19 protein-coding genes are annotated in these 19,541 nt (G+C 70.0%); 13 read left to right on the forward strand and 6 right to left on the reverse strand.

Features of this window, described 5'->3' with window-relative positions:
* Positions 1 to 7: 7 nt before the first annotated feature.
* A complete protein-coding gene (locus VHD82_RS15815; RefSeq protein WP_325703735.1) occupies positions 8 to 865 on the forward strand; it encodes a PD-(D/E)XK nuclease family protein in 858 nt (285 codons plus the stop codon).
* Complete coding sequence (locus VHD82_RS15820) at positions 862 to 1,188, forward strand: hypothetical protein (RefSeq protein WP_325703449.1); 327 nt, start codon at positions 862 to 864, stop codon at positions 1,186 to 1,188. Before VHD82_RS15815 ends, VHD82_RS15820 begins: the two co-directional genes overlap by 4 nt.
* Here the strand turns inward: VHD82_RS15820 and VHD82_RS15825 are convergent.
* Genes VHD82_RS15825 through VHD82_RS15835 form a run of 3 tightly spaced genes read right to left on the reverse strand, consistent with a single transcriptional unit; the run spans position 1,185 to position 5,126 of the window.
* Positions 1,185 to 2,027 carry an alpha/beta hydrolase gene (locus VHD82_RS15825; RefSeq protein ID WP_325703452.1) on the reverse strand — a complete coding sequence of 281 codons (843 nt, stop codon included), beginning with the start codon at positions 2,025 to 2,027 and terminating at the stop codon, positions 1,185 to 1,187. The two genes, VHD82_RS15820 and VHD82_RS15825, sit on opposite strands and share 4 nt — an antisense overlap.
* Positions 2,024 to 3,427 carry a hypothetical protein gene (locus VHD82_RS15830; RefSeq protein WP_325703455.1) on the reverse strand — a complete coding sequence of 468 codons (1,404 nt, stop codon included), beginning with the start codon at positions 3,425 to 3,427 and terminating at the stop codon, positions 2,024 to 2,026. Before VHD82_RS15830 ends, VHD82_RS15825 begins: the two co-directional genes overlap by 4 nt.
* A gap of 34 nt (positions 3,428 to 3,461) precedes the next feature.
* Entirely contained in the window at positions 3,462 to 5,126 is a 1,665-nt protein-coding gene (locus VHD82_RS15835) for a DEAD/DEAH box helicase (RefSeq protein WP_325703458.1), read from the reverse strand.
* 324 nt (positions 5,127 to 5,450) lie between these two features.
* On the opposite strand from VHD82_RS15835, the gene VHD82_RS15840 reads away from it, so the two are divergent.
* Both VHD82_RS15840 and VHD82_RS15845 read left to right on the forward strand, forming a co-directional pair.
* Entirely contained in the window at positions 5,451 to 6,098 is a 648-nt protein-coding gene (locus VHD82_RS15840; RefSeq protein WP_325703461.1) for a ferritin-like fold-containing protein, read from the forward strand.
* 47 nt (positions 6,099 to 6,145) lie between these two features.
* Positions 6,146 to 6,376 (forward strand): DUF3107 domain-containing protein, encoded by a 231-nt coding sequence (locus VHD82_RS15845; protein WP_325703464.1) that lies wholly within the window; start codon positions 6,146 to 6,148, stop codon positions 6,374 to 6,376.
* A 72-nt stretch (positions 6,377 to 6,448) separates the two neighbouring features.
* On the opposite strand, the gene VHD82_RS15850 is transcribed toward VHD82_RS15845, so the two are convergent.
* A complete protein-coding gene (locus tag VHD82_RS15850; RefSeq protein WP_325703467.1) occupies positions 6,449 to 6,769 on the reverse strand; it encodes a DUF4873 domain-containing protein in 321 nt (106 codons plus the stop codon).
* Positions 6,759 to 7,523, reverse strand: coding sequence for a TetR/AcrR family transcriptional regulator (locus tag VHD82_RS15855; RefSeq protein WP_325703470.1), 765 nt, complete (start codon positions 7,521 to 7,523; stop codon positions 6,759 to 6,761). Before VHD82_RS15855 ends, VHD82_RS15850 begins: the two co-directional genes overlap by 11 nt.
* A 49-nt stretch (positions 7,524 to 7,572) precedes the next feature.
* On the opposite strand from VHD82_RS15855, the gene VHD82_RS15860 reads away from it, so the two are divergent.
* Both VHD82_RS15860 and VHD82_RS15865 read left to right on the forward strand, forming a co-directional pair.
* Entirely contained in the window at positions 7,573 to 8,472 is a 900-nt protein-coding gene (locus tag VHD82_RS15860; protein WP_325703472.1) for a diiron oxygenase, read from the forward strand.
* Positions 8,469 to 9,353 (forward strand): alpha/beta fold hydrolase, encoded by an 885-nt coding sequence (locus VHD82_RS15865; RefSeq protein ID WP_325703475.1) that lies wholly within the window; start codon positions 8,469 to 8,471, stop codon positions 9,351 to 9,353. Before VHD82_RS15860 ends, VHD82_RS15865 begins: the two co-directional genes overlap by 4 nt.
* 80 nt (positions 9,354 to 9,433) lie before the next feature.
* Here the strand turns inward: VHD82_RS15865 and VHD82_RS15870 are convergent, their stop codons facing one another.
* Complete coding sequence (locus tag VHD82_RS15870) at positions 9,434 to 10,066, reverse strand: TetR/AcrR family transcriptional regulator (RefSeq protein WP_325703480.1); 633 nt, start codon at positions 10,064 to 10,066, stop codon at positions 9,434 to 9,436.
* Positions 10,067 to 10,153: 87 nt separating this feature from the next.
* Between VHD82_RS15870 and VHD82_RS15875 the strand changes: the two genes are divergently transcribed.
* The 7 genes from VHD82_RS15875 (at position 10,154) to VHD82_RS15905 (ending at position 19,516) form a co-directional block, all read left to right on the forward strand.
* The gene (locus VHD82_RS15875) at positions 10,154 to 11,158 is read left to right on the forward strand and encodes an alpha/beta fold hydrolase (RefSeq protein ID WP_325703482.1); all 1,005 of its coding nucleotides are present in this window, start codon (positions 10,154 to 10,156) and stop codon (positions 11,156 to 11,158) included.
* An 81-nt stretch (positions 11,159 to 11,239) separates the two neighbouring features.
* Entirely contained in the window at positions 11,240 to 12,340 is a 1,101-nt protein-coding gene (locus VHD82_RS15880) for a DUF3152 domain-containing protein (protein WP_414637520.1), read from the forward strand.
* Between the two features lie 101 nt (positions 12,341 to 12,441).
* Positions 12,442 to 13,620, forward strand: coding sequence for an adenylyltransferase/sulfurtransferase MoeZ (gene moeZ / locus VHD82_RS15885; protein ID WP_325703485.1), 1,179 nt, complete (start codon positions 12,442 to 12,444; stop codon positions 13,618 to 13,620).
* A gap of 81 nt (positions 13,621 to 13,701) precedes the next feature.
* Entirely contained in the window at positions 13,702 to 14,496 is a 795-nt protein-coding gene (locus VHD82_RS15890; RefSeq protein WP_414637521.1) for a TIGR02569 family protein, read from the forward strand.
* A gap of 123 nt (positions 14,497 to 14,619) precedes the next feature.
* Positions 14,620 to 16,698, forward strand: a complete 2,079-nt coding sequence (locus VHD82_RS15895; protein ID WP_325703487.1) for a molybdopterin oxidoreductase family protein — start codon at positions 14,620 to 14,622, stop codon at positions 16,696 to 16,698.
* Entirely contained in the window at positions 16,695 to 18,140 is a 1,446-nt protein-coding gene (locus tag VHD82_RS15900; RefSeq protein WP_325703490.1) for an FAD-dependent oxidoreductase, read from the forward strand. The genes VHD82_RS15895 and VHD82_RS15900 overlap by 4 nt, the downstream gene beginning before the upstream one ends.
* A gap of 14 nt (positions 18,141 to 18,154) precedes the next feature.
* Complete coding sequence (locus VHD82_RS15905) at positions 18,155 to 19,516, forward strand: nitrate/nitrite transporter (RefSeq protein ID WP_325703493.1); 1,362 nt, start codon at positions 18,155 to 18,157, stop codon at positions 19,514 to 19,516.
* Positions 19,517 to 19,541: the final 25 nt, after the last annotated feature.

Consider the following 19,541-nt stretch of genomic DNA (forward strand, 5'->3'; position numbering starts at 1 on the left):
GGGCGTGGTGGAACAACTGGGGTTCGAATTCGCCGTCGAGCCACGCAGGCTGACCAAGGTCAGCCCGGCGCGGCTGGCCACCTTCGCCGACTGCCCGCGGCGCTACCGGCTCAACTATGTGGACCGGCCGACGCCCGTGCGCACCGGCCCGTGGGCGCACAGCACGCTCGGCGCGGTGGTGCACAACGCTTTGCGCGCCCTGTTCGACCTCGAACCGGAGCGCCGCACGCCGGAGCGGGCCGCCGCGCTGTTGAGCGAGCACTGGCAGGACGCCGGGTTCGCCGACGCTGAGCAGGCCGCGCGCTACCGGGCGCGGGCGAAGGCGTGGGTCATGGAGTATGTCGAGCACAACGACGTCTCGCCGACGCCGATCGGGCTGGAGCGCTGGGTTTCCGCGCCGGTGAACCCGGAGCCGGGCAAACCGCCCTCGATGATCATCGAGGGCCGGGCGGACCGGATCGACGAGCGTCACGGCGAACTGGTGATCATCGACTACAAGACCGGTAAGCGACAGCCCGACGAGTACGAGGCGCGCAGCTCACAGGCGCTGGCCATGTACGCCGTCGCCGCCGCGCGCACGCTTCGCCGCCCGTGTCATCGCGTCGAACTGCATCATCTGCCGACCGGGACGATTGCGGCGGCCGAGCACACCGACGAAACGCTGCGACGTCATCTCACCCGCGCGGAGGAAACGGCCGAAGATCTGCGCCTCGCGACGGATACGCTGGCTGCCGGCGGGGACGGCGAGGAGCTGTTCCCGGCACAGATTGGCGCACGCTGTTCGTGGTGCGACTTCCGGCCGAGCTGCCCGATCGGGCAGCAGGCGGCGCCGCCGATGAAGTCCTGGGAGCTGCTTGCGCCGTGAGTACCGGCTCGGAGACCGAGGAGTTGGCCGTCGAACGTCCGCGGCACGCCAGGCTCGGCCGTTGGTGGCGCGGGTTCACCGGCTCGCTCGCGGCCGGGCTCGTGGTGCTCGCGGTGATCGTGCTCGGTGCCGGGTTGATCTGCTGGCCGCTCGACGCGCCCGGCCCTGAGGCTGCTTACCTGATCGCCCACCCGATCGCGGCCGCGCTCGCGATGGCGGCGCAGCGGATCGCGGACCGCAGGCAAGGGCGGTTGGCCGGGATCGCCGGGGTGCTGGTCGTGGTGATCGCCGCATTGGCGTTGTCGCTTTTCTGGTGGTACTAGAGCCAGGAGCGCCAGGCGGGTAGCAGGACTTCCAGCAGCCCCAACGGGTTCTCGGTGTTGGGGGAGTGCGCGGCGTTCGGTACGAGTGCGAACGGGGCTGCCAGCCGCGCCGCCATGTCGCGTTGCGACTCGACGCTCCAGGCGTCGTCACCCTCGCCGGCCACGACCAGGCGGGGCTTGTCCCCGAGCGCGGCGGCCAGCTCGGCCACCAGGTCCGGCTCGTGGCGCAGCCCGTCGGCCATCCCGAGCAGCCCGAAGGGACTCGAAGACGTGAACCGGTGCCGGAAGAAGTCCTTCAGCTCGACGGGAAGCCTTACCCACGAAGGAAAACGCGCGCTCATCTCCTCGCGCACGGCATATGCGGCCACCAGTCCCCGCTCCCGGAGCAGCGGCTCCCCGAGCCCGAGTGCTTGCCGCCGTGGGCCTTCGGGCAGCGCCGACGGGCCGCTGTCCAGCAAGGTCAGCCCGGCGATCGGCGCACCCGCGAGCACGGCAGCCCTGGCGACCAGTCCGCCGTAGGAGTGTCCGAGCAGGATGACCGGCTTCCCTTGGCGGGCAAGAAACTCCACCAGTCCGGCGACCACCTTGCCCAGCGGCGCGGGCCGATAGGCCGACTCGTCGTCGGGGCCCGGCGACTCGAACTGGCCGGGCAGATCCACGGACACCGCCTGCAAACCGCCTTCGGCGATCCCGCCCAGTATCGGCGCGAAGTCCTCTTTGGACCCGGTGTAGCCCGGCACCAGCAACACGATCACCTCGGCCGGCGCGGTGCGCAGGGCGGCGACCCGGCCGGGCAGTTCGACGCGTTCGGCGCCGTGCGCGAAGAGCTGGCCGGTCATTTCAGCGCGACCAGGGTGTCCCCGCGCTGTTCCAACAGCACCGGGCCGAGCGCGGCGAGCCGGACCGGGCCGGTGTAGCCGTGCCGGTCCACGCCGATCGTGCGGATGGTCGAACCGTCCGACTCGTTCAGCACGGCGAGCCCGCCCTGGATCGGCACCACCAGCTGGTGGTCGAACAGCACCCCGGGCCCGAGCGCCGAGCTGAGTGTCCATTTAGGAGTCAGATTGTCCCGGGACATGGCCAGCAGCTTGGTACCGGAGAACCAGTAGACGTTCGCCGCCGTGGTGGAGGTGACCGGAACCCCGCCGACGGGATCCTTCGCCAGATCCTCGGCCGGCACGTCCAGCGGGTAGGTGGCGACCTGGTTGCCCTCCGAACCGAACAACACCAACTGCCGCTCCTTGGCCATGGCCACCGCGGTGTAGTCACCCGACATCGCCACGATGCGGCCGGTGGTGCCCGGCAGCAGCTGGCTGTAGTTCACCTGCGGGGAGTCGGATTCCTTCGGTACCGCGCGGTAGACCGTGAGCCTGTCACCCGGGTCTCCCGGGCAGCGCTCGATCACGCCGACGCGGCTGGCGGCCATCGTCACGGAGCCGTACGTGCAGCCGACCCGGGGCTGCTTGTCCGGGTTCACCAGCGCCGGGACCTTGCCGTACTCGGCCGTCTCGACCAGGTCGTCCCGCCAGGTGTTGAGCAGCGTCGGCCCGGACGCCGTCACGTAGGTGCCGTCGGTGACCAGGCGGGTGCCGACCTGCGCGCTGCCGGTGCGTTGCGCCGTGCGGTGCCCGGTGTCGGCGTCCAGCGCGACGACCTCACCGCAGCCGGTCTCGTTGTTCACGCCGTCCTTGCGGTACAACGCCACCGCCCCGGACCACGCTTCGCCCACTGTGCACAACTGCAGGTCACGCGAATAACGCCAGCGGATCTGTCCGGTCAGCGGATCCCGCCCCACGACCTCGCCGCCGGACGCGCTGATCACCGAAGCGTTCGCCGCGACCGGGGCCGGAGTGGCGCCGCTGGGCGCCTGCCACAGCTCGCTGAGCGTGGCGGGCACGGCCGCCGGAGCGGCAGGAAGCGCAGGACCGGGCTCGGCGGTTTCCGACACGGTGGCGCGGCTTTCGCTGCCCGCCCAGACCAGCACCCCGGTCGCCACCGCGATCACGGCGATGATCGCGGCTATCGCCCTGTCCCGGGGCCGGTTCCACGGCGAACGCCGGTCCCGTTTGGGCAAGGTGTGGCGTTGCGGCGGGCCGGTCGCGATGGTCGCGCCGGCCAGCACGTCTTCCACCCCGATGATCTGGGTGGCCTCCGAGTCGTCCTGCGGACGGCGATGCCGCCCGCGCGCGGACGGCTCCGGCCCCGCACCGTGTTCCGACGGTTCCTCGGGCTCGCTCACCTGATCTTGTCTCCCGGGTTTCGGCTGCTTCCGTTCAGTCTGCCGAAGCCGGTGTATCAGCTGCGTTTACCGCGACGCCCGCACGGCGGCGGCGACGGCGGCGAGCGGGACGCTCGGGGTTCTCACCCGTCTCGCCGCGCTCCGCTGTCGGCGCGCTCTCGCTGCCGCGGGTGCGACGGCGGCGCGGTTTGTCCTCGTCCGCGTTCTCCTTGGCCTTGTCGGCCGCCTCGATCGCCTCGGCCGACGCCGCGCCACCGCGGGTGCGGCGGCGCTTGCGGTTGCGGGTGGCGGCGGAGTCGGCGGAGCGGGGCTTGCGGCCGCCCATCTTCTCCTCCGGCTCGGCGGCCAGCCCGGCGCGGGTCCGCTTGCCCAGCGGCAGCCTGCCGGTTGCGTCCTCCGGGATGCCGAGGTCGCTGAACAGGTGCTTCGAGGTGGAGTACGTCTCGACCGGATCCGGGATGTCGAGGCCGAGCGTGTCGGAGATCAGCTTCCAGCGCGCTTCCTCGTCCCAGTCGACGAGGGTGATCGCGACGCCCGTCTTGCCGGCGCGGCCGGTGCGGCCGATGCGGTGCACGTACGTCTTCTCGTCGTCCGGGGTCTGGTAGTTGATCACGTGCGTGACGTCGTCCACGTCGATACCGCGCGCGGCGACGTCGGTGGCGACCAGCACGTCGATCTTGCCGGAGCGGAAGGCGCGCAGCGCCTGTTCACGGGCGCCCTGGCCGAGGTCGCCATGCACCGCGGCGGCGGCGAACCCGCGCTCGGCGAGGTCGTCGGCCACCTTCTGCGCGGTGCGCTTGGTGCGGGTGAACACCATCGTCAGACCGCGGTCCGCGGCCTGCAGCACGCGGGCGACCAGCTCGGGCTTGTCCAGCGAATGCGCCCGGTAGACGAACTGGGTGGTGCGCTCGTGGATCGCGCCGGCGTCGTTCTCCTCGGCGCGGATGTGCGTGGGGCGGTTCAGGAAGGTGCGGGCCAGCGTGATGATCGGCCCCGGCATGGTGGCCGAGAACAGCATCGTCTGCCGCTCGTCGGGGACCATGCTCAGGATGCGCTCGATGTCGGGCAGGAAGCCGAGGTCGAGCATTTCGTCGGCCTCGTCCAGCACCAGCGCGCCGACCTTGCCCAGCACCAGATGGCGCTGCTCGGCCAGGTCCAGCAGCCGGCCCGGGGTGCCGATGACCAGCTCCACGCCCTTGCGCAGCGCGTCGGTCTGCTGCTCGTAGGGGCGGCCGCCGTAGATCGCCAGCGTGCGCACGCCGAGGTGTTTGCCGGCGTCGGTCAGGTCGTGCGCCACTTGCAGGCACAGCTCACGGGTGGGCACCACGACGAGCGCCTGCGGCGTGCCGTCGCCCGGGGTGGTGATGCGCTGCAGCAGCGGGACGCCGAAGCCCAGCGTCTTGCCCATGCCGGTGCGGGCCTGGCCGATGACGTCCTCGCCGGCCATCGCCAGCGGCAGGGTCAGCGCCTGGATCGCGAAGGTGCGCTCGATGCCCGCTTCGTTCAGCGCGCGGACGATCTCCGGGCGGACGCCGAACTCGGCGAAGGTGGGGTTCTCGTCCTCGACCTCGACGCCCGCCTGCAGCGGGTGCGAGGTGTCGGCGGCCGGCAGCCCGCTTTCGCTGTGCTCCAGGGCCACCGGGTCGGTATCTGTTCGGTTGTCGGAAGTGCTCGCGGTCAGTGTGATCGCCTCTCTCATACCAGCGCACACGGCCTGGTCGGGTCCTGGCACTCGACCGCGGGACACTGGGTTCGCGGGAATGCCGAACAAGAGGCGTGCACGCACACTGTGTTGTTCGTGAACCGCAACTCCTGCGGCTCGCAGTCCACTCCACAACGCGTCCGGTGGTTCTGTTCTCCCAGGTGAGAGGCACTGTGCCTCAGGGCGGGACGCGACGGCCCGGAGCGGAAGCTTTCGTCTATACAGCATCAAGTGTAGCGGCAGGTCACCTGGCCTCAGCATTTCGGTCCGGCGTGTCCACGTGGGATTGGTCTCTTCCAGCTGCGGCTAGGCTTGCCGACCGTGACACGAGAGATCAGTGAAGGCGTCGTGGACCTGCTCGGCGTCATCGCCTACGGGGAGCTTTCCGCGTTCGACCGGATGGCCGAGGACGCCCGCACCGCGCCCACGCTGGCCGGCCGGGCCGCGCTGGCGTCGATGGCCGCCGCCGAGATCGGGCACTACGACCAGCTGGCGCGCTACCTCGCCGAACATGGGGTCGCGGTCGAGGACGCGATGTCGCCCTTCGTCGACCACGTGGACGCCTGGCACGCGTCCACGGCACCGAAGTCCTGGCTGGAATCGCTGGTCAAGGCCTACGTCGGGGACGGGCTGGCCGCCGACCTCTACCGCGAGGTGGGCAGCTGGCTGGACGAGGAGACAAAGGATCTCGTGCTCACCGTGCTGGCCGACACCGGGCATTCGGCGTTCGCCGAGCGGGAGGTCGCGGCCGGGATCCAGGCGGACCCGAAGGCGAAGGACCGGCTCGCGTTGTGGGGGCGCCGGCTGCTCGGCGAAGCGCTCACCCAGGCCCAGTACGTCGTCGCCGAACGTGACGGGCTGGCCGAGCTGATCGTGTCCGGTTCGGGGGATCTCTCGGGAATCGCGGGGCTGTTCCGCCGGTTGCAGCAGGGGCACACCAAACGGATGCAGAAGCTCGGGCTCGGTTAGCCTTGAGCACGCAGGACTTGGCAATAAGGACTAGGCGGAGGTCGCACGTGGAGGTCAAGATCGGCATCAAGGACACCCCCCGCGAGCTGGTGGTGTCCAGTGGCCAGTCGGCCGAGGAGGTCGAGGCGCTGGTCGCCGACGCGCTGAAGGCCGCCGACGGCGTGTTCCGCCTGACCGACGAGAAGGGGCGCAAGTTCCTCATCCCGTCCGACCGGATCGCGTACGTGGAGATCGCGCCGACGGACGTGCGCAAGGTCGGGTTCGCCGTCGGGGCGTAGTTCCCGGGGATTTCCGGGCAAGGGGTGTTCGCCGGTGGCGGACACCCCTTGTCGCGTTTTGCGGGACGCTGCTCAGCTCGCGGCGATCTCCGCGAGCGAGGTCGGGACCTTGAACGGCGGCGTGCTGCTGCCCAGGATGCGGTAGCGGCCCCACGGATCGGGGTCGGAGATCTCGCCGTGTGCCGAGCCCTCCGGGGTGCGCAGTTCCGCGTTCTTCTTGCGGCCGCCGACGAGCTCGTCCAGCGCGGCGTGCCGGATGATCCGGCCGTACCAGCGGTAGTAGCCGTCGATCGGCTGGAAATGGCCGCGCAGCTCGACTTCCACGTCGAACTCGCTGCCGTCCACGAGCAGCTTCGCGCGGCCGGTGTAGCCGTCTTCGCCGTCAGCCGACATCTGTGCCCTCCGTGTGGTCCGGGGCCGCCGACAACAGGACGACCTTGTTCTCTTCCAGCGGCAGGTTCGGGTCGATGACGACGCCGCGCTGCCGGCACAGCCCGTCGATCGCGGCCCAGATGATCTGGGTGAGGTACTCCACCACGCTGTCGCGGCTCATCGAGCGCCGTTCCAGCCACCATTCCCCGGTGTTCTGGACCATCCCGACGATCCCGTATGCCCACGGCTCGGCGGCGCCGGAGTCCATCTCGAACATCCGCATGTAGTCGCCGAGCAGCGCGGACAGCGCCGTCGCGATGAGTTCCTTGTCCTCCGCGACCACGTCGGCGTCGATGGGTTTGTCGAACGAGCCGCGCGCCAGCAGGCGGTAGAGGTTGGGATGCTCCTCGATCACGCCGAAGAACGCGTCCAGCGCCATCCGGATCCGCGGCACCGGCGCCAGCTCCGCGTTGATCGCCGGGACCAGCCGCGAGAACAGCAGTTCGGTACCGCGCTGGCCGAGCGCGACGTAGAGGTCCGCCTTGTCCGCGAAATGCCGGTACAGCACCGGTTTTGTCACCCCGGCGGCCACCGCCACGTCCTCCATCGCGAGGTCGGGGCCGTGTTCGTCGAGCGCCTTGAGCGCGGCTTCGACGAACTCCGCGCGGCGGGCGACCCGGTGCTTGCGCCACCGGTCCCGCCGTGCGTCGCCGGTCGCGGGTTCGCCCGCCTTGGGGGCCTTGCCCCGCTTGACACGATCCGTCACGGCGCTCATGCTACCAAAGGTAACTGTTACCCGAAGTTACATGCAATCGGGAGGCGCAATGACGCGGGCACTCGAACCGGGGCGGGAAAGGACCGCCGACCGGTTGCTGAAGTCCTCGGCCAACAAGTTCTACGACCCCGAGGTCGACGTCGACTGGGCAGCGCCGCTGCCTGAGGGCAAGCCGTATCAGCCCGAGCACCGCTGCTCGCTCTACGGCACGCACCTGTGGGGCAAACTCTCGCCGGAACAGCGCCTGGAGCTGGGCAAGCACGAGCTCGCCAGCATCGCCAGCAACGGCATCTTCTTCGAAGTCCTGTTGATGCAGCTGCTGCTCAAGGAGGTCTACAACTCCGACCCGACTTCGCGGCACGCGCAGTACGCGCTGACCGAAATCGCCGACGAATGCCGGCACTCCACGATGTTCGCGCGCTCCGTCGAACGAGTCGGCGCCCCGGCCTACGGCCCGGTCAAGATCGTGCACCAGCTGGGCAAACTGCTGCCCGTCATCGGCTACGGTCCCGCGCTCTACGGCTCGATCCTGGTCGCCGAGGAGATCCTGGACCGCATCCAGCGCGAAAGTATGGCCGACGAGAACATCCAGCCGTTGGTGCGCATGATCAACCGGATCCACGTGCTGGAAGAGGCGCGGCATGTCACGTTCGCACGGGAGGAGGTCACCCGGGGCATGGCGAAGCTTTCCAAGGCCGAGCTGCCCTACCAGCGCTGGCTGATCGCGACGGTGAGCTTCGCGATCACCCGCAGCCTGATCAACCCGGCCGTCTACAAGGCGGTGGGCCTGCGCCCGCGCGAGGCGTGGGAGGCCGCGATGGCCAACCCCCACTTCCACGAGACCATCCGCTGGTCCGGGGAGCGCATCATGGCCTTCCTGACCGAGGCCGGCCTGGTCGGCGCGCCCGGTATGCGGCTGTGGCGCAAGTCCTTCCTGATCGCGCGATGACCGCGACCGAACTCCGGAGCGGGAACCGCTTCCGCACTTCCGACGGCACGGCCCTGTTCGTGCGGACCTCGGGGCCGCGGCAGGCCGCGAAGACGCTCGTGCTGGTGCACGCGTGGACACAGGACCACACCGAATGGGACCCGATCCTGCCGCTGCTGCCGCCCGACGTGGCGGTGCTGCGGTACGACCACCGCGGGCACGGCGGTTCAGGCCCGGCGGCGCCGGGGACGGCGACGCTGGCGCAGCTGGCCGACGACCTCGCGGAGCTGATCGCGGACCGGGCACCCGAGGGCAGGCTCGTGCTGGCCGGGCATTCGATGGGCGGGATGACCGTGATGGCGCTGGCCGAACGGTATCCCGAACTGGTTTCCGAGCGGGTCGACGCGGTCGCGTTGATCGCCACTTCGTGCTCCAACATGGACAAGCTCACCCTCGGCCTGCGCGGCCGGGCCGGGCGCGCGGCGATCCGCGTGGACAAGCGCCTCGGGCAGATGCTTTCCCACTACGGCAAGGAATTCCTGCCGATTCCGGCGGTGCTCGCGCGGCCGGCGACGAAGTGGCTGGCGTTCGGGCGCAAGGCGCGGCGCGCCGATGTGCGGGCGATGACGGCGCAGTTCCTGCGCGCACATCCCAGCAGTGTCGGCGGATTCCGGGATTCGATGTCGAAGCACGACCGGCGGGCGGCGCTGGCCGTGTTGAAGGACAAGCGATGCGCGGTGCTGGTCGGCGACCGCGACCGGCTCACTCCGGTGCCGCACGCGAAGGTGATCGCGCAGGAGCTGCCGGAGGCGGAGTTCGTGCTGTTCCCGGGCGCCGGGCACGAGCTGACCTACGAACGCAGTCAGGGCGTGGCCGCGCGGCTGCGCCGGCTGCTCAGCTGAGAGACGCGGCGACTTTCGGGCGGAGGTCGCCGGGCAGGGGGACGGCCGAGTGCTCGCCAGGGGGGCGAGCACTCGGCCGTTCACTTTCCGGGCTGCTGCAAGGGAAAACCGGCGCCGATCCCGCGCCAGGCCAGCGTCGCGGTGAGCGCGACCGCGTCCTCACGGCTCATCGTGCTGTGGTGCGCCAGCCAGAACCGGGCGCTCACCTGGCTGAGGCCGACCAGGCCGACCGCGAGCAGCCGCGCCTTCGCCTCGTCCAGGCCCGCGTCCGCGGTGATCGTCTCGGTGATCGCGTCGACGCTGGCCGACGTGGCCCTGTCCACCGCTTCCTGCACCGCGGGCTCGCCGCGCAGGTCGGACTCGAAGACCATCCGGAAGGCGCCCGCGTCGTTGTTCACGAAGTCGAAGAAGGCCCCGACCGCGGCCTGCACGCGCAGCTTGTTGTCGGTGGTGGACGCCAGCGCCTCCTGCACCCGGCCGACGAGCTCGTCGACGTGGCTTTCCAGCAGCGCGATGTAGAGATCCAGCTTGCCGGGGAAGTGCTGGTACAGCACGGGCTTGGAGACACCCGCCTGCTCGGCGATCTCGTCCATCGCGGCGGCGTGGTACCCGTTCGCCGAGAACACGCGCTGAGCGGCCGCGAGCAACTGTGCCCGCCGCTCGGTGCGCGGCAGTCGCACACCTCGCTGCTGTGCGTGCGCGGTCTCCGTCATGCTCTTCCTCCCGGTTCAACCCGTTCGAGATTACTCGTCGGTACCAAGAAGTCGCCAAGCCCCGGGGACGATGTGCATTCTGGGTTGATGACGGACACGATCCCAGCCACCGGTGAACCGGCCTCCGGCAGGCGAGCGCCGGTCACGCACGTCCCGCTTTCGGACACCGCCCTGCCCGAACTCGACCCCACGCGGCCGCCGTGGCCGGGCGCGGTGGAGACCTCGGGCGGGGTGAGCCTGCATGTCCGGCGCACGCCTGGGAACGCCGAGAGCACCGCCGTCTACGTGCACGGACTCGGTGGCTCGGCCACCAACTGGACCGATCTCGCGGCGCTGCTGTCGCCGTTCGCCAACGGGATCTCGGTCGACCTGCCCGGGTTCGGCATGTCCGAACCGCTGGCCGACTTCGACTTCAGCCTCGACTCGCACGCCGCGCAGCTCGCCGCGTTCGTCGAGGGCCTGGACGCCGGGCCGGTGCACCTCGTCGGCAACTCGATGGGCGGTGCGGTGACCCTGCTGGTCGCCGCGCGGCGACCGGAACTCGTGCGCACTCTCACAGTCATCTCGCCCGCGATGCCCGACCGCAGGCCGGATCCGCGGCGGTTGTCGGATCCGCTGATGGCGCTCGCGTACCTGCCGCTGATCGGCCGCCGGGCGCGCCGCAAGCTGGCGTCCTACGGGCCGCGGGAGCGGGCCGAGCAGGTGATCCGGCTGTGTTTCGCCGATCCGGACGCGTTCCCGCGGCACCGGCTCGACGAGCTGACCGAGGAGCATTCCGCGCGGATCGGGCTGAAGTGGGCCAACACCGCGATGGCGCAGAGCACGATGGGCATCTTCCGCACCTGGTTCGCCCGTGGGCCGGCGTCGTTGTGGGCGATCGCGCCGTTGGTCTCGGCGCCCTCGCTGGTCGTGTGGGGTACCGAGGACCGGGTGATTTCGGTGCGCCGCGCCGGGCGCACCGCGAGGGTCCTGCGAAAGGGGCGTTTGCTCGTGCTGCCGCGCACCGGGCACGTGGCGCAGATGGAACGTCCGGTTGCCGTAGCGAAGGCGGTTTTGGGCATGTGGGAGCGGGTTGCGGCGAATGCGTGGTGACCTTGCCGGGCTGACAGAGTTTCACCCGGGCAGCAGGTGGTCGGCAGGCGACCGCCCCCGCACCTATGGCACCCTGGGCGCGTGAATCGGGCGACGAACGGCGTGGAAAACGAGGCTCCGGCACGGCCTCGCCGTTCCGCCGCCTCCGCGAAAAGCGGGGGTGAAGACCGCTACCGCCCGGGCCGCCGGCGGACGAGCGCCGAGCCGCTCAGCGCGTCGTGGAAGCCCGCGACCCCGGCGCAGCTCGATCAGGACGCGAGGCAGGCGCGCGAGGCGCGTCGCGAGCGCAGCCGCGTGCGGAAGGTCACGAAGGCCTATGGCTGGCGGGTGTACGCGCTGCCGATCCTCGTGGTCATCACCGCCCTGGTGCTGTTCAACACCGTGCACGAAGGTCCGCAGCAGGCGACGAACGCGGCCTCCGAGTCGTCCGGCGGCGACAGCGGGCCCGCCGAGCAGCCCGCAGCGCCGGTGAACCTGAACATCCCGACCGCGCCGCTGCCCGACGGCACCGCCTTCACCCAGAGCGGCACCGGTACCTACCACGTGGTGCCGCTGGCCAAGGACGGCACGAGCGGCAAGAAGGTCGGGAACGGCACGAAGTTCTACCACTACACGGTCGAGGTGGAGAACGGCATCGACCCGTCCAGCTACACCGGGGACGACGCCTGGGCCGGCACCGTCGAGGGCATCCTGTCCAGCCCGCAGAGCTGGATCGGTACCGGCAAGGTCGCGCTGCAGCGGGTGGACGCGAGCTACCCGGACCCGGACTTCCGGGTGAGCCTCACCACGCCGGACACCGCCAAGCGGGCCGACGTGTGCGGGTTCGACATCCCGTTCCCGACTTCCTGCTACACCAAGAGTTTCGACCACCGGGTGATCATCAACCTGGCCCGCTGGGTGCGCGGGGCGCTGGCGTTCGGGTCGGACATGGTGACCTACCGGCAGTACGCCATCAACCACGAAGTCGGGCACGCGCTGGGCAACGGGCACGTCGGCTGCCAGGAAAACGGCGCGCTGGCGCCGGTGATGATGCAGCAGACCTTCGGCGTGAACAACGACTACGTGGCGCAGCTGAACTCGGTGGACCAGTACAACCGGAACGCGGTGCAGGCCGACCACAAGGTGTGCAAGCCGAACGCCTGGCCGGTGCTGAATCTCGGGGATACCGCGCCGCGCGGTTAGCGCGGTCCACTTACTGGGACACCGGGAAGACTCCACACGCCGTGCGCGTTGTGGATACTGGACCTCGCGACAACGCGGACCGCTGGAGTATGGAGGAGCCGATGTCAGGCACGCTGCCGCCGCTCGTGGAGCCGGCCGCCGAGCTCACCAAGGAAGAGGTGGCCCGGTACAGCCGGCACCTGATCATCCCGGATGTCGGGATGGACGGGCAGAAGCGGCTCAAGAACGCCAAAGTGCTGGTCATCGGTGCCGGTGGCCTCGGCAGCCCGGCGCTGCTCTACCTGGCCGCGGCCGGGGTCGGCACGCTCGGCGTGATCGATTTCGACGTGGTGGACGAGTCGAACCTGCAGCGCCAGGTGATCCACGGCGTGTCCGACGTCGGCAAGCCGAAGGCGGTGTCGGCCAAGGAGTCGATCGCCGAGATCAACCCGTTCGTCAACGTCGTGCTGCACACCGAGCAGCTGACCACGGCGAACGCGCTGGACGTCTTCGCGGGCTACGACCTGATCCTGGACGGCACGGACAACTTCGCCACCCGGTACCTGGTCAACGACGCCGCCGTGCTCCTGGACAAGCCCTACGTGTGGGGCTCGATCTTCCGGTTCGAGGGCCAGGTCAGCGTGTTCTGGGAGAACGCGCCCGACGGCCGCGGCCTCAACTACCGCGACCTGTACCCGGAGGCCCCGCCGCCCGGGATGGTGCCCTCGTGCGCCGAGGGTGGTGTCCTCGGCGTGCTGTGCGCGTCCATCGGTTCGATCATGGTGACCGAGGCGATCAAGCTCATCACGGGCATCGGTGAGCCGCTGCTGGGCCGTCTGATCAGCTACGACGCGCTGGAGATGAAGTACCGCGAGGTCAAGATCCGCAAGGATCCGGAGACCCCGAAGATCACCGAGCTGATCGACTACGAAGCGTTCTGCGGGGTCGTCTCGGACGACGCGCAGGATGCCGCGGCCGGCCACACCATCACCCCGGCCGAGCTGAAGGCCAAGTTCGACGCGGGCGAGGACTTCGCCCTGATCGACGTTCGTGAGCCGCACGAGTACGAGATCGTGAACATCAAGGGCGCCAAGCTGATCCCGAAGGACCGGATCCTCTCCGGCGAGGCGCTGGCGGAACTGCCGCAGGACAAGCCGATCGTGTTGCACTGCAAGTCCGGCGCCCGGTCCGCGGAGGCGCTGGCCGCGCTGCACCGTGCCGGGTTCAAGGACGCCACGCACCTCGGTGGCGGCGTGCTGGCCTGGGCCAACCAGATCGACAAGTCGCTGCCGACGTACTGATCGTCATCGATGGCCGGTTTTCGCGGGCACTGACCGCGAAAGCCGGCCATTCTTGTCCCCCGGAAAAGGTAGCCTCGGTGGGTGTCGTCCGAGGTGAGCGTTCCGCAGCGGGTGCTGGGGGCGTTCGGCGCACAGGAAGCGGTGCCCGAGCGCCTGCGTGGCAGTTCCGCGTGGCGCGTGGGCGATCTGGTGGTCAAACCGGTTCGGGACAGGGCGCACGCGGTGTGGCTGGCCGGCACGCTGGCCAAGATCGACGTTCCTGATCTGCGGATAGCCCGGCCGGTGCGCACCACCGACGGCCGCTGGGTGATCGGTGGCTGGTCGGCCAGCCGGTTCCTGCCCGGCCAGCCCGAGCACCGGCACGACCAGATCATGCTGGCGGCGCTGAAACTCGCGCACGCGACGGCGGATCTGCCCAAGCCGGCCTTTCTGGCCAAGCGCACCGATGCCGGCGCGGTGGCGGACCGGATCGCGTGGGGCGAGGCCGACGTGCCCGTGGACGAGGCGAAGGGCGGGCGCTGGTTCGAGGTGCTCGCGGTGGCGCGAAGACCCGTGCGGCTGCCGGATCAGGTCGTCCCCGGCGACCTCTTCGGCACCGTCCTGTTCGACGGACCGTCCCCACCCGGGATCGTCGACTTCGAGCCGTACTACCGCCCGGCCGAATGGGGCGTCGCGATCGCCGCGGTCGACGCCGTTTCCTGGGGCGACGCGGATCTGGAATTCTTGCGGCGCTGGTCACATCTGCCCGAGTGGCCGCAGTTGCTGTTGCGGGCCGTGCTGTTCCGGCTCGCGGGCAACGCGCTCGACCCCCGTGCCACCGCGTCGGCCCTGGACGGGCTGCGCGCCGCGGCCGCCTGGGTCAGCGAACTGCTCTGATCAGCGACTTCTCACCATGCACGCCGGGTAAATTCCGAGCAATGTCAAACGCCTGAAACATTCGGGCATTTTCGGGTAACACGCCCTCCTTACCGTCAAAAGCCGTTGCCGGAAGGAGGATGCATGACACTCACGGCGGAACCGAAGCTCGAAGTGGCCACGCATTGTCCTTACTGCGCGCTGCAGTGCGGCATGACTGTGACCGGCCACACCGTAGCGCCCCGCGAATTTCCCACGAACGGCGGTGGCCTGTGCCAGAAGGGCTGGACTTCGGGCAGTCTGCTCGGTTCGCCCGCACGGCTGACCTCCCCGCTGATCCGGGTGGACGGCGAACTCGTCCCGGCGAGCTGGGACGACGCGCTTGATCTCATCGCCCGGCGGCTCACGGAAATCCAGGCGGAGCACGGTGCCGACGCGGCCGCGATCTTCGGCGGCGGCGGTCTCACCAACGAAAAAGCTTACCTGCTCGGCAAGTTCGCGCGCGTCGCGCTCGGCACGTCGCAGGTGGACTACAACGGCCGGTTCTGCATGTCCTCGGCGGCGGCCGCCGGTAACAAGGCGTTCGGGCTGGACCGCGGGATGCCGTTCCCGCTCACCGACCTGGCGGACGCGGACGCGATCCTGCTGGTGGGTTCGAACCCGGCCGAGACGATGCCGCCGTTCATGCAGCACCTGCGCCGCGCGATCGACGCCGGCGGGCTCGTCGTGGTCGACCCACGCCGCACCCCGACCGCCGAACAGGGCAGCCTGCACCTGGCGCCCGCGCCGGGCACGGACATGGCGCTGGCATTGGGAATCCTGCACGCGGTGGTGGCCGACGGGCTGTTCAACTGGTCCTATGTGGACGAACGCACCCGCGGGTTCGACGCCGTGTGGCGGATCGTGTCGCGGTGGTGGCCGGAGCGTGTGGAGCGGGTCACCGGGGTCTCGGCCGCGGACCAGCGCCGGGCGGCCGCGCTGCTGGCCAACGCGCGCAATGCCTACATCCTGACGGCGCGCGGCACCGAGCAGCACGCCAGCGGTTCGGACACGGTGAGCGCGTGGATCAACCTCGCGCTGGCGCTGGGGCTTCCCGGCCGCGCGGGCTCGGGCTACGGCTGTCTCACCGGGCAGGGCAACGGCCAGGGCGGTCGTGAACACGGACAGAAGGCCGACCAGCTGCCGGGCTACCGCAAGCTCGACGACCCCGCCGCGCGCGAGTACGTCGCCGGGGTGTGGGGCGTGCCCGCCGAATCGTTGCCCGGCCCCGGCCGGTCGGCCTACGAGCTGCTCGACGCGCTGGGCACCGAGACCGGCCCGAAGGCGCTGCTGGTGTTCGGCAGCAACGTGGTCGTTTCCGCGCCCCGCGCCGGGCATGTCGCGGACCGCTTGTCCTCACTGGATCTTCTGGTCGTGGCGGATCTGGTGCTCTCGGAGACCGCCGCGATGGCCGACGTCGTGCTGCCGGTCACGCAGTGGGCCGAGGAAGACGGCACCATGACCAGCCTCGAAGGCCGGGTACTGCTGCGCCGCCGCGCGGTCGACCCGCCTGCCGGGGTGCGCACCGACCTGTTCGTCCTCAATGGACTCGCGACGCGGCTCGGGCAGCCCGCGCACCGGTTCCCGGCCGACGCCGAGACCGTGTTCGCCGAACTCCGCGTGGCTTCCCGTGGCGGTCTCGCCGACTACTCGGGGATCAGCTACGACCGGCTCCGCGCGGGAGAGGCGCTGTACTGGCCGGTTCCGGGCGCCGAACACCCTGGCACGCCACGGATGTTCCTCGACCGCTTCGCGCACGCCGACGGCCGTGCCCGGTTCGTGCCGGTCGAGCACCGTGGCCCCGCCGAGGCCCCGGACGCCGAGTTTCCCTTGCAGGCCACCACAGGCCGCGTGCTCCAGCACTACCAGTCCGGCGCGCAGACCAGGCTGGTGGACGAGCTCAACGACGTCGTGCCGGAGGCCTACGTGGAGGTCCATCCGGACACCGCGGCGCGGTTCGGCCTCGCCAACGGGGATTGGGCCCGCGTGACGTCCCGCCGTGGCGAGACGACCGCGCGCGTCCGCTGTATCTCGTCGATGCGGGCGGACCTGGTGTTCCTGCCGTTCCACTTCGGTGGGAAGCAGCGCGCCAACCTCCTTACGAACCCCGCGCTCGACCCGTCCAGCCGGATGCCCGAGTTCAAGGTCTGTGCCGTCAACCTCGCGAAGGATGATGCGCGATGAGCCCCCGCGAAGTGGTCGTGCTCGGTTACGGCATGGCAGGCGCGCGGCTGGCCGACGAGATCCATCAGCGCGACCCCGAAGGCGCCAGGGTGCGCCTCACGATCATCGGCGAGGAAACGCACCACGCCTACAACCGGGTGCTGCTCTCGGCTGTCGTGGCCGGGACGATGTCGCCGCAAATGGTGCGCCTGCACGAGGATGGCTGGGCGGCACAGCGCAACGTCGATCTCCGCACGGGCGTCACGGCTGTCTCCATCGACCGCGGGCGGCGGAGCGTCGGGCTGAGCGACGGGTCACGAGTGGACTACGACGCGCTGGTGCTCGCCACCGGCAGCAGGCCCTGGGTGCCGCCGGTCGAAGGGCTGCTCTGCGAAGACGGCAGCCCCGCCGAGGGAGTCGTCACCTTCCGCACCCTCGACGACTGCGACCGCATTCTCGAGGCCGCGAAGATCGGCGCCCCGGTTGCCGTGGTCGGCGGTGGTCTGCTCGGCCTCGAAGCCGCACGCGGCCTTGCCGGGCGCGGAAATCTCGTCACCGTCGTGCACCCGTCCACCCACGTGATGGAACGCCAGCTGGACCCCGGCGCCGGCGGCGTGCTGGCGAAAGCCCTTGGTACGCACGGAATCGACTTCCGGTTGGGCACCAGCGCCGCGCGTTACCTGCCCGGCGACGGCCTGAAGCTCGACGACGGCAGCAAAGTGCACGCCGATCTTGTCGTGGTGTCCGCGGGGGTCCGCGCCGAGACCACGCTGGCCGCCGGAGCGGGGCTGGAGATCGACCGTGGCGTGCTGATCGACGACGCGTTGCGCACCAGCGACGGGCGCATCCACGCGATCGGCGACTGCGCACAGCATCCGGGCACCGTGTCCGGACTGGTGGAACCGGCCTGGCAACAGGCCGCCGTGCTCGCGGACCTGCTCACCGGCACCGATGTGTCGGCGCGTTACCGCGGCACCCAGGTGGTGACCAAGCTCAAGGCACGGGGCATCGACCTCACCGCCCTGGGCGAGGCCCACACCGAGGTGAGTGATCCGGACGCCGAAGTCCTCTGCCTGACCGACCCGACCCGCGGCCGCTACACCAAACTCGTCATCCGCGAAGACCGCGTCACCGGAGCGATCCTCCTCGGCGCACCCGACGCGGCCGCGACCATCACCCAGCTCTACGACCGAGGTGTCCCGGTCCCCACCGACCGGCTGGCCGTCCTGTTAGGACGCGCGCTGCCCGCCGGGGCGCCCACCGCTTCGAGCCCGGCCGACCTGCCCGCCGCCGCCGTGGTGTGCCGGTGCAATTCCGTCACCAAGGGACGGCTGGTCGAAGCATTCCGTGCCGGAGCGACGGACGTGACCGAACTCGCCTCCGTGACAAGAGCGACCACCGGATGTGGCAGCTGCCGGGATGCCGTGTGCGGCATCGCGGACTGGCTCGCGACGACTGCCTGAACGAGGAGCAGCTGATGACAACCGCAACCGAACGCCGGGGCTGGATCGAGCACTGGGATCCCGAGGACGAGGGCTTCTGGGCCTCGACCGGCAGGAAGATCGCCAACCGGAACCTGTGGTTCTCCATCCTCACCGAGCACATCGGGTTCTCCATCTGGTCCCTGATGTCGGTGATGGTGCTGTTCATGGGCACCCCATACCACATCTCGGCCGGTGACAAGTTCCTGCTCACCTCGGCCGCGACGCTGGTCGGCTCCGGGATGCGGATCCCGTACAACTTCGCGGTGGCCAAGTTCGGCGGCCGCAACTGGACGATCATCAGCGCGCTGCTGTTGCTCATCCCGACCATCACCGCCGCCTTCGTGATGAAGCCCGGCACGTCGTTCGGCGTCTTCCTGGTTCTGGCCATCCTGTGCGGCTTCGGCGGCGGGAACTTCGCCTCCTCCATGACGAACATCAACACGTTCTTCCCGGAGAAGGCCAAGGGCATGGCGCTGGGCCTCAACGCGGGCGGCGGCAACCTCGGTGTCGCGGTCGTGCAGCTGGTCGGCCTGCTGATCATCGCCACCGCCGGCACGTCGGCGCCCCGCATCATGCTCGCCGTCTACATCCCGCTGGTCGTCATCGCGGCGGCTTGCGCGGCCTTGTTCATGGACAACATCTCTTCGGTGCGCAATGACCGCAAGGGCATGCGCGAGGTGATGAAGGACGCGCACTGCTGGGTGATGTCGTTCCTGTACATCGGCACCTTCGGCTCGTTCATCGGCTACAGCTTCGCTTTCGGCCTGGTGCTGCAGAACCAGTTCGGCCGCACCCCGCTGCAGGCCGCGGCCGTGACCTTCCTCGGCCCGCTGCTGGGTTCGCTGTCCCGGCCGGCCGGCGGCTGGCTCGCGGACCGGATCGGCGGCGGCAAGGTGACGTTCTGGAACTTCGTCGGCATGGCCGTGATGACGGTGCTGCTGGTCATCGCGTCGGACGTGAAGTCGCTCGGGCTGTTCACGACCGCGTTCGTGGTGCTGTTCGTGCTGACCGGTGTCGGCAACGGTTCGACCTACAAGATGATCCCGTCGATCTTCAAGGCGAAGGCGCGGGCGGCGATCGCGGCCGGTGCGGACGAAACGGCCGAGCTGCTGCGGGCGCGCAAGCTTTCCGGCGCGCTGATCGGGCTGGCGGGTGCGATCGGCGCCTTCGGTGGCGTGCTGATCAACGTCGCCTTCCGGCAGGCGTTCAGCGCCGCCAAGAGCGGGGTGCCGGCGTTCGTCGGCTTCCTGGTCTTCTACGGCCTGTGCTTCGTCGTGACCTGGGTGGTCTACCTGCGCAAGTCCGCGGCTCCGGTGAGCGAAAAGGGCCTTGCGCTGGCCGGTGCCCAGGTCTGAGTGAGAAAACCCGAGGAGGAACGAA

The organism is Amycolatopsis sp. (assembly GCF_035546795.1).
Taxonomy (GTDB): Bacteria; Actinomycetota; Actinomycetes; order Mycobacteriales; family Pseudonocardiaceae; genus Amycolatopsis_E.

Bases quoted from the DNA above. Each gene is read 5' to 3' on its own strand.
- VHD82_RS15900 (WP_325703490.1), top strand. From the start codon at position 16,695: ATGAGCCCCCGCGAAGTGGTCGTGCTCGGTTACGGCATGGCAGGCGCG.
- VHD82_RS15855 (WP_325703470.1), bottom strand. From the start codon at position 7,523: ATGAGCGCCGTGACGGATCGTGTCAAGCGGGGCAAGGCCCCCAAGGCG.
- VHD82_RS15905 (WP_325703493.1), top strand. From the start codon at position 18,155: ATGACAACCGCAACCGAACGCCGGGGCTGGATCGAGCACTGGGATCCC.
- VHD82_RS15850 (WP_325703467.1), bottom strand. From the start codon at position 6,769: ATGTCGGCTGACGGCGAAGACGGCTACACCGGCCGCGCGAAGCTGCTC.
- VHD82_RS15835 (WP_325703458.1), bottom strand. From the start codon at position 5,126: ATGAGAGAGGCGATCACACTGACCGCGAGCACTTCCGACAACCGAACA.
- moeZ (WP_325703485.1), top strand. From the start codon at position 12,442: ATGTCAGGCACGCTGCCGCCGCTCGTGGAGCCGGCCGCCGAGCTCACC.
- VHD82_RS15860 (WP_325703472.1), top strand. From the start codon at position 7,573: ATGACGCGGGCACTCGAACCGGGGCGGGAAAGGACCGCCGACCGGTTG.
- VHD82_RS15870 (WP_325703480.1), bottom strand. From the start codon at position 10,066: ATGACGGAGACCGCGCACGCACAGCAGCGAGGTGTGCGACTGCCGCGC.
- VHD82_RS15895 (WP_325703487.1), top strand. From the start codon at position 14,620: ATGACACTCACGGCGGAACCGAAGCTCGAAGTGGCCACGCATTGTCCT.
- VHD82_RS15865 (WP_325703475.1), top strand. From the start codon at position 8,469: ATGACCGCGACCGAACTCCGGAGCGGGAACCGCTTCCGCACTTCCGAC.
- VHD82_RS15825 (WP_325703452.1), bottom strand. From the start codon at position 2,027: ATGACCGGCCAGCTCTTCGCGCACGGCGCCGAACGCGTCGAACTGCCC.
- VHD82_RS15875 (WP_325703482.1), top strand. From the start codon at position 10,154: ATGACGGACACGATCCCAGCCACCGGTGAACCGGCCTCCGGCAGGCGA.